Genomic DNA, 8,287 nt, shown 5'->3' on the forward strand with positions numbered 1-8,287 from the left:
CGCTCTAGAAAAGAATATAATATTGTTTTGACACTGTCCTAATCTCATAGTAAATTTAATTTTTCGCAGAATAAAACAATATTTAAAATTCCGCTACTTATCTTATCCTTCCTTTAGCAATTAGATTATGAAAAGCAACACCTTATCTGCTTTACTGACAGCAATCAAAATGACCCTTGCCGGTATTATAACCTGTATATTTTCATTTTTTAGTCCATGGCCCTATAGTTTTTGGGCCGTTATTACTGTGGCAGCAGTAACAAGGCCAGGGTTGACCCATACTGCTCTTAAGTCTATTGCCCGCGGGATTGGAACGCTTATTGGTGCGAGCCTTACTTATATATCTGTTTTAATTGCAGGCAAGAATATTTTGATATTACTTTTGTGTTTTTTTATCATAATTTCATTGAGCAGCTATCTTTCTCTTCAACAGTCATTTTTTAGTTATTGTGGGATTATTATAGGAATTACCGTCATCATTATTCTGTCCACTACTACGGAATCCCAACCAATAAAAACTATTATTATTCACCGCGTCTTTGACGTATTCGCTGGAATATTAGCTATATTATTAGTCAATACTCTTCTCCGCATTTTTTTCAAAAAAAAAGAACCCGTCAAAAAAAATTTGACAGTAGAGTTCGTCAGTAATTTAGAGCTGTTAATTAATTGGTCTAAGAATAAGTATTTAACTAAAACAGCTTTAGCTATTGGGTTTACATCTAGCATCACTTTTTTACCTTGGTTATATTTTAAATATCCTGGTGGCTATTGGATAACAATTTGCTGTTTGTTTATTATGGAAGAGAATCTAATCAACGTAAAAGAAAAAATATGGTTAAGATTTCTAGCTCATGTATTAGCAGCAATGATTGGCGCAATTTCAGCACTTTTAATTGGAAAACATCTCTGGCTTACACTCATTCCAGTTTCACTAACTTTTTTCTTTTGCGGGTATCTTATGGTTATTAATACCTTATATGGAAAAGCTGCAAATACTCTGGCTATTGCTGTTTGTATTATGCTTCTTACAGGCTCAAGTGACGGTATCTCTTTTGAAGTAATTGCTATGCGATTTATCAATACAGTAATCGGTTTAGGCATAGGTTTTTTTTCTACTTGGTTTTTTATATCGAGAAATGCACTACCGCCACATCTTTTGAAAAAAAATATGAAATTGCGCTAACGTTTTATTTTTTGCAAAAGGGCTCTAATCTTATTATTATGCGCGCCTGGTAATTTACTTTATGCTGGTATTATGTACCTTATCCGTCTTTTTACTAGTTTTTTTACACAAGATATTCCTTTAAATAACCACCTTAATTCCCTGCCTCAAGAATGTTGGGTTAATATTCTTGAATACCTACAAAAAGATGAAGAAATAAATACCTTAAGACTAGTTTCCACAAAAATGCAACACCTCTCAACCCTAACTGAAGCGGGAAAGAATTATTATCAGCGGAAAGATGCTTTTTTTAACACCTATGATAAAGTAAAAGCGATTTCGCAAAAAGATAATAATTATGCGCATTTTTTTGATTCTCATTTAAACGCGCAGGTCACCCAAACACGGGAACAGCTTACTACCCCCTCCAATAAATTTGGCCTTTTCATTTATTTTGATAACTCGTTACAATTAGATGAAGAGAAAGCTTACTTAGCTGAGCAATTAGGTACTTTCAATGGAAGCTTTTTATCTTCGCGAATATATAGCAGCTCTTACTACAATTACCCTACTCATTATTTTTATGCAAAGAGAAGCAAACCTCCCTACTTAAATTCGAATAAATTTGCTGACCATATTTTTAATCAAATGGATGCAAATCTCAAAATTTATTCACCCATTTATAATAATGTCATATTAATCTTTACGATTGATGCTACAGAAAGCAATCGTTTTATTAAATTATTAATAGAAAATAAAAATAAAAATAAATATCAATCAAAAATGCCTTTTTTTATCGTTATCTCTCTAAACCCACAAATTAAAATAGAAGAGTTTGATTATCCTATTTTAAAACTCTTTTTTATCTCATCTAGCTATAGGGAAAGGATAGCGAATGCTTTCTTCTTAAATGACATTCACCCAGACCTTTGGACTAATACATGCCATAGATATAATTATTATTATCGTCAAAAAATGGAAAATATAGTTAAAGAGATAGAAAATTTATTAGGAAAAATTATTGACGTAAAGGAGTCCTTGGAAGCTGATAGTGGCAATCAATTCACTAATAGGATGTAAATTTGAAACACCTTATACTTGGTTGGTGAGATCATTTGCCTAAACTTAATTAAAGTGTCTCACAAAGGAATACTACAATAATTACCTAGAATTTGACCTGAAAAAAACTTAAATAGTTTGTTAATCTAGTAATTCTTATAATTTTTAGTTTTTGCAACATATCCATTTTTTATCATTCACTTTTTTGCTGCAAATTAAACTTTACTGATTTTTACATTTAGGGCGCTAATGATTGCAAAGTATAAGTGCCTATGGTAGAACTACCATGCTTTTTTATTATTATAGTCTTAACAAAGATTAAATTTCAGGATGAAAAATATGAAGTTACAAAAAATATATTCCGCTCTTGCTTTATCACTACCCCTTTATACTGCATTCGCTGGTACCATGGGTCCTGTTGCTCCACCTGCGCTGCTAGGTTATGAAGTGCTGGGAGGTGGCGGCTGGGCTAATATCGATATATCAGATGCCTACATTCATGTGACAAGCGATGAAAGAGATACATTAGCTAATAACAGCGATGATTGGAATTCTGGCATTGGACAACTAGGGATAGGTATGGTAGTACCTTTCATGCAGAATTACAGTGTATTTAACACGGCCAGAGTCCAGTTAAATGGTTATTATACCTCTGAAGATTTACATGGGCCAATCTATCGCTTTGGCGACCCTAGTTTTTCCGATTATAGATATAAAATGTCAATTAAAAGCACAAGGCTGATAATTGATGGTCTTTTAGATGTATTTAGTATTAGCAATTTTTCTCTCTATGCAAAAGGTGGAATAGGCGCTGCTTGGAATCGTGTAAATTATAGAGAAGCTGAGGCACTAAATAATGGAATAAGGGCTGTAGGGAATGGCGTAGATTTTAATAAGGCGGTTGGACTACAGAATTTTGGTGGTTGTTCATCAAATACATTAAATTTCCATAAAAATAACAGCACTAAATTCGCTGTAGAAGGTGGTGGCGGTATAAGGTATGACTTTAATGAAAGGATTGCTGTCTCTGCTGAATATTTATACGCTCATATAGGTAAGATTAGTACGGGTTCTGGTGCTGGTTCAGCATGTATTTCTTCAGTAAGCCCAATTAATTTTAAACTCAATGTGCAATCTGCAATTTTAGCTCTTCATTACACATTTGCTTAAAAAAGAAAAGGAAATTCTATGTTTAAAAAATTGCTTTTATCCTGCAGTCTAGCTTTAAGCGCTATTCTTCCAGGGTTTTGTTATGCTGAGGATATCTCCATTTGCGCGGTCAATGCTCAAGGACTCGAGATTTGTGATGTATCATTCATAGGCATACCCGCTTTTAATCCCATAATGACTACCTTTGCTCTGCAAACAGGTATATATACTGTAAGAAATAATACACGCGCACCTATAAGATTAAATGGTATTCGATTAGTAAGGCTACCTGGCGATACTTTACCAGCAGCGTCTTCGTTTATTGACCCTACTGTTCCTAATGCTTGTGGCGCAGCGATTGCTCCCTACGCGACTTGTAATATTAGAGTAGCTCTATTCCCAACCGTAGTAGGTACGTTCAATCGTGTATTACGTATTGATATCAATACACGACAATGTAATTTGACCAGTCCTGCTATTGTCTCAACAGTAACTGCTATACCTTTACCACCTATTCCAGATTTACCTGCAACGTTCTTTAGCTGTCTAATCACTGGAACTGCTGCTGTTGGTAATGGAGGCGCTAGTATCGTCAATGGTGGGGTGTGCAGCTCAGCAAACGTAGTTGGATTTCCGCCAGGAGTTGCTCTCTCTATTCACGAAGGGGATGCTATTGCAGCAGCAGATATTGCTAGTATTACAGCAGCTAATACATTTTTAAGGTCCTTATGTCCTGTATTCCCTGCTCCTCAGCCCACTTTAGAGGGAGTCTTTACACCAGGTGTATATTGTTTAGGAGGTAGTCCTGAATTAACAAACTTGGTTCTAAGTGGTGCAGGCAACTACTTCTTTATAACTGAAGCTGGGTTCTCCACTGCTCCTAACTCTGCTATTACGTTGATTAATGGCGCAACGCCAGGTAATGTTGTGTTATCTACTAGTGGTCAAACTACAATTGGAGACAACACTTTACTTAATGGCACTTTAATTGCTGAGCAAGCAAGCTTAAATATTGGTTCTGGCGTAGTTGTCAGAGGCGCTATTAAAAGCCTAGGAGCTAGCATAACAATAAACCAAATTGTTGCCTCTGCTCCTTAACATTCCAACAGGCCCCAACTTATACTTTGCTTGGGGCTTGTTAAATCTTTTTCTAAGGGAATAACAGCCCTATTAGATTAACTAACCTTGCCTACACTTTATCGATATTTATCGAGGTAATTTATTACCCTGTAGTGAATTGTTGTAATAGGGTTATCACATGCTACTACCGTTCAACAATTCACTACTTGGGTAATAATAATGATAAACTATTTAAAATAGATTAAAGCCCCAATGCTTCTGTATTAGTGGTTGAAACAGGCTGAGTATTCTCTAAATTGACTGCAAAGAATAATCCTTTTTTGGGCGTTAATTCACGATTTAAAATTAACTTATTAAGTGCTGCTGTAGCTAAATCATCAAAAATGTCAGTATTTATTGGCTTTGTTTTATCTATCGCTATACTTGGTTGATCAAACGATTGAAGGGTTAAAGGATTACTAGCTTTTAAATTTGCATCACCTAAACAAATTCCTTTAAAATTATCTATAAACTACATCGTTGCAGGTTGCTGGTTAAAATCGCCGTGGATATTTGCTACTGGTATTTTATCCCCTGTTATTCTATGCGTTAATTCATAAGTTGCACCTCGGTTTCCTAAAATAGGATTAGCATTTTGAGATAGTGTAAAGATGTTAGGGTTGTATAAAACTGACGTACCGAAAGCATGCGTACCTGTTTTAAGCCATTGCGATTTTAATGCATCTACGTCAATTAGGTTAGAATCCCCTACTAAGTATTTTAATTTATCTACTAGATATTTAAAATTTTGTGAATTAGGAGCAGGCACTTCTTGCAGTGCTAGCATATCTACACCACTATTAAACATATCATAAATATTGCGCCATTTGCTCCATCTGTTCCTTACCATCAGCAGGTAAAGTTTTAACGCCATTTACCTGCGCAAGCGGAGCAATTGCAGAGCCAGGATGAAGTATATTCATTGTAGCCATGGCTCCCCAAACAGTGTTTTGAATTATAGGCGGATGGTCGGTTATAGGCCTTGTCACTAAACCAGCAGTATTATGGTGAAAACTTATATCACGAACATCTAGTTTAGAAACTGCAGAAGAGATATGATAATTTGGCATTAATTTTGATCTAAAAGTAAAAAATTTATCCAAATATAGCATAATCAAGGTTAAGGAGGTTCGAGCGATAAAAATAATTTTTAGCCAGTATAGCTTTCAGGAACTGAGGAGTAATCACAGTTTCCAGTAAAACCCATATAAAATAACAATTATTTTTTTTACCTACATTCCTCTTTTAATTTTATATAATCCTAGCAAATTTATACCAATTTAAGTCGTTAATGATGGGGATTCTAATTCCTCTAGATTAGTGTCTCCTATTTTAACTTTAGAGGTAAAGAACATGGGCTTTCTGCCTACTTCTAAGATGTTAGAAGCAAGTTTCGGCTCCTGCATTAGGGAGGTGAGCTGATGATGAAGCCGCAATGTTTCGTAGCGCCAGTCTTTGAGAGCTTGTTGCTGGGCTGGAGATAATAAACGATATAATTCCTGTTTGTTTTGGTAGCTTAAGCAAAAAACTTATTATCGCATAATCTTTGTTATCTATAGCACGACGGAAAGCTACGTAATCCTCTTCTGTATAAGTATCCGATGCCTTAATCATTGAGTATACTTGATGTGGCGCTAACTGCACTAAATACTTGAGTATCCCAAGATGGCCTTTTCCTGCCGCAGCGCTAAAAGCAAAATAATTTTCAGCTTCAATCATTGCATCTATTAGATCTAGCGCCTGGTTCGCTAAATATTGTAAAACATCTAGATGACCAAGTAATGCTGACCAGCAAAATGCAGGATATTTAACAGCTTTAATCATTTCCTCCACTTTATTTGGCCACACTATTTGTACTAAATACGCCGCTATACAAGCTTGTATTTGCACATTATGAATGTCACGATATCTGCTTTCGCAAGACAATGATAGTTTTTTAACTTATTCATGACACTTTTAATTTAAGCTAATCTTTCAACTAACTTTTGCTTAAATAAGGCTGTTTGCATAGCTACTTCAAACTGTTGAAATAAATCAAAATGAGTAAGTCTGGCAATCACTCCAATTGCGCGATTTTTTTTCTTAGGCGCCTGACAATTTAAGGTGCAATTTTGACAGCGCTTTACCTTATAATGATAAATTATGTAGTCATTTTCTAATAATTTGCCAGGTACTGAATAAAGGAATATAGGTGGTAATTGGTCAAGAAATTTAAATTCATGTTGCATATCTTTTCCCTTAACTATTTAAAAATTATGATGGCAGATAATACTCTGTACAGGACAATTTACATTTATTATTTTAAGAATTTTATAGACCACATCAGGTTCTCACCTTGCGAGCAAAAGCAATTTGTTTGGCCTGAATCGCTGCGTTAACATCTTTGTTAACTAAAGGGCAGAAAATAGTATGTCTTGCTACATACTCCATTAACAATTCGCCCTTATTACTCACTCGATAAGTTGCGCATTCTTCATTTTCATCAATACACTGTGCTAAAAAAATTATTGATTGCGCATTTCTGAATAGAATTGGTGGCAATTTACGCGGATCTAAATCATAGTAATTTTCTTTTTCATTAAAAATACGATGTAAGGCAATTCTTTCATGCAGGTCATTAATTTTTTTCATTTGTAATATTAGATCTGCTATAAATATGCTACAACTTTCTCCATCTTTTTGCATTGCAGATGGCTTGTATTTCAGTGAGAAATCATCACAAATAGTCAGTTCTGCATTTTCAAGAGAGTGAGCTATTTCAATAGCAATATCAATATTGCTAGGATCTCCTGCAGAATCTAAATACAGGATGCCTATTTTATCTGTGGTTACAGAAACATCCATGCCAGACCAGTGCTGATATTCTTCTCCAGTTTCCAAATCTATATCAGTTCGCTTGTATGCTACTTGAATTCGACCAGGCATTTGTTCTGTACTGTTTTTTAATAATGTCACTATTTGACTAACTAATTGCTCAAAAGTCCCTGTTATTACATGGCAATCATTGTTCTTTTTCAAAAAAAGTAATTTGAGTTCCTGCGCTGATAAAGCATAAGCATTATTCGAACTTTTTTGGGATTCTCTTAAATCTCCTTGGCTTGTTTCGTTTAACTTGGTTAAGATAAAAGCAGAAATAAAAGTATAATCAGGTGAGCGCGATATCTCCCTGTTAGTATTATCATACGTATATGTCAATAGATCACCTCGTTTTAATTACATAACTACTATATTTGCATGGCATATTATATAGTCATATTATTTTAAAAATACTATCACAAATTTACTCTCGAATTGCCTCAGTTGCTCTGTTACCAAAGGCCGCGTTGCAAATACTATCAAAGATAGGAAAAGTTAAATTTTAGCTCGATCCCAATTGTAAATACCGAACTGTTCATTGATAAAGAATGCTTCAGTTCTCGTACTACATAGCTATTTATTTCATTTACGTTTTTGTGACTTTTATATTATTTACAACAGGGACCAAAAGAGCGGATAGCGTTGTAGAATCAAATAATCAGTTTCAAGAAACGACCGGCCTGTTGCAAAAGGTAAAAAAGCTTTACACATTTAACCTAACATGATCTAATCGGCAGCTTTTTATTAAGTTGTAATAACTTATGCAAGGTCGATTTTACAACAAATTGATACATTCGGATAATTTAATTATAGATACCCTGATTGCACCAACTCATCTTTTAAAAAAGTTAACCAATATGTTGATTTTTCCTTTGTTATTACCCTGGCTTTAAATTATTGGTCATTTCCCAGGCAGCATATTTCGTTTCATTTTTCTTA

General features: G+C 34.6%; 10 protein-coding genes. 5 read left to right on the forward strand and 5 right to left on the reverse strand.

Annotated features, from left to right (window positions below):
• Nucleotides 1–127: 127 nt before the first annotated feature.
• From E1P04_RS08480 to E1P04_RS18230, 5 genes are all read left to right on the forward strand, one after another.
• The gene (locus tag E1P04_RS08480; RefSeq protein ID WP_131782481.1) at nucleotides 128–1,186 is read left to right on the forward strand and encodes an FUSC family protein; all 1,059 of its coding nucleotides are present in this window, start codon (nucleotides 128–130) and stop codon (nucleotides 1,184–1,186) included.
• Between the two features lie 72 nt (nucleotides 1,187–1,258).
• Nucleotides 1,259–2,245 carry a hypothetical protein gene (locus tag E1P04_RS08485; RefSeq protein ID WP_131782482.1) on the forward strand — a complete coding sequence of 329 codons (987 nt, stop codon included), beginning with the start codon at nucleotides 1,259–1,261 and terminating at the stop codon, nucleotides 2,243–2,245.
• Between the two features lie 318 nt (nucleotides 2,246–2,563).
• A complete protein-coding gene (locus E1P04_RS08490; protein ID WP_131782483.1) occupies nucleotides 2,564–3,394 on the forward strand; it encodes an outer membrane protein in 831 nt (276 codons plus the stop codon).
• A gap of 18 nt (nucleotides 3,395–3,412) precedes the next feature.
• Nucleotides 3,413–4,471, forward strand: a complete 1,059-nt coding sequence (locus tag E1P04_RS08495; protein ID WP_131782484.1) for an ice-binding family protein — start codon at nucleotides 3,413–3,415, stop codon at nucleotides 4,469–4,471.
• Between the two features lie 278 nt (nucleotides 4,472–4,749).
• A complete protein-coding gene (locus E1P04_RS18230) occupies nucleotides 4,750–4,884 on the forward strand; it encodes a hypothetical protein (RefSeq protein WP_282433107.1) in 135 nt (44 codons plus the stop codon).
• Between the two features lie 80 nt (nucleotides 4,885–4,964).
• On the opposite strand, the gene E1P04_RS08500 is transcribed toward E1P04_RS18230, so the two are convergent.
• The 5 genes from E1P04_RS08500 to E1P04_RS08520 all read right to left on the reverse strand — a co-directional run bounded on the left by E1P04_RS08500 (nucleotide 4,965) and on the right by E1P04_RS08520 (nucleotide 7,687).
• Nucleotides 4,965–5,279, reverse strand: coding sequence for a hypothetical protein (locus E1P04_RS08500; protein ID WP_207386001.1), 315 nt, complete (start codon nucleotides 5,277–5,279; stop codon nucleotides 4,965–4,967).
• 22 nt (nucleotides 5,280–5,301) lie between these two features.
• Entirely contained in the window at nucleotides 5,302–5,562 is a 261-nt protein-coding gene (locus E1P04_RS08505) for a hypothetical protein (protein ID WP_131782486.1), read from the reverse strand.
• A gap of 310 nt (nucleotides 5,563–5,872) precedes the next feature.
• Nucleotides 5,873–6,316: a hypothetical protein gene (locus E1P04_RS08510; RefSeq protein ID WP_131782487.1), complete on the reverse strand. Its 444-nt coding sequence runs from the start codon at nucleotides 6,314–6,316 to the stop codon at nucleotides 5,873–5,875.
• Nucleotides 6,317–6,453: 137 nt separating this feature from the next.
• The gene (locus tag E1P04_RS08515) at nucleotides 6,454–6,720 is read right to left on the reverse strand and encodes a hypothetical protein (RefSeq protein ID WP_131782488.1); all 267 of its coding nucleotides are present in this window, start codon (nucleotides 6,718–6,720) and stop codon (nucleotides 6,454–6,456) included.
• 94 nt (nucleotides 6,721–6,814) lie between these two features.
• Nucleotides 6,815–7,687: a YopJ family acetyltransferase gene (locus E1P04_RS08520; RefSeq protein WP_131782489.1), complete on the reverse strand. Its 873-nt coding sequence runs from the start codon at nucleotides 7,685–7,687 to the stop codon at nucleotides 6,815–6,817.
• Between the last annotated feature and the right edge of the window lie 600 nt (nucleotides 7,688–8,287).

The organism is Legionella gresilensis, from assembly GCF_900639865.1.
Lineage (GTDB): Bacteria > Pseudomonadota > Gammaproteobacteria > Legionellales > Legionellaceae > Legionella_C > Legionella_C gresilensis.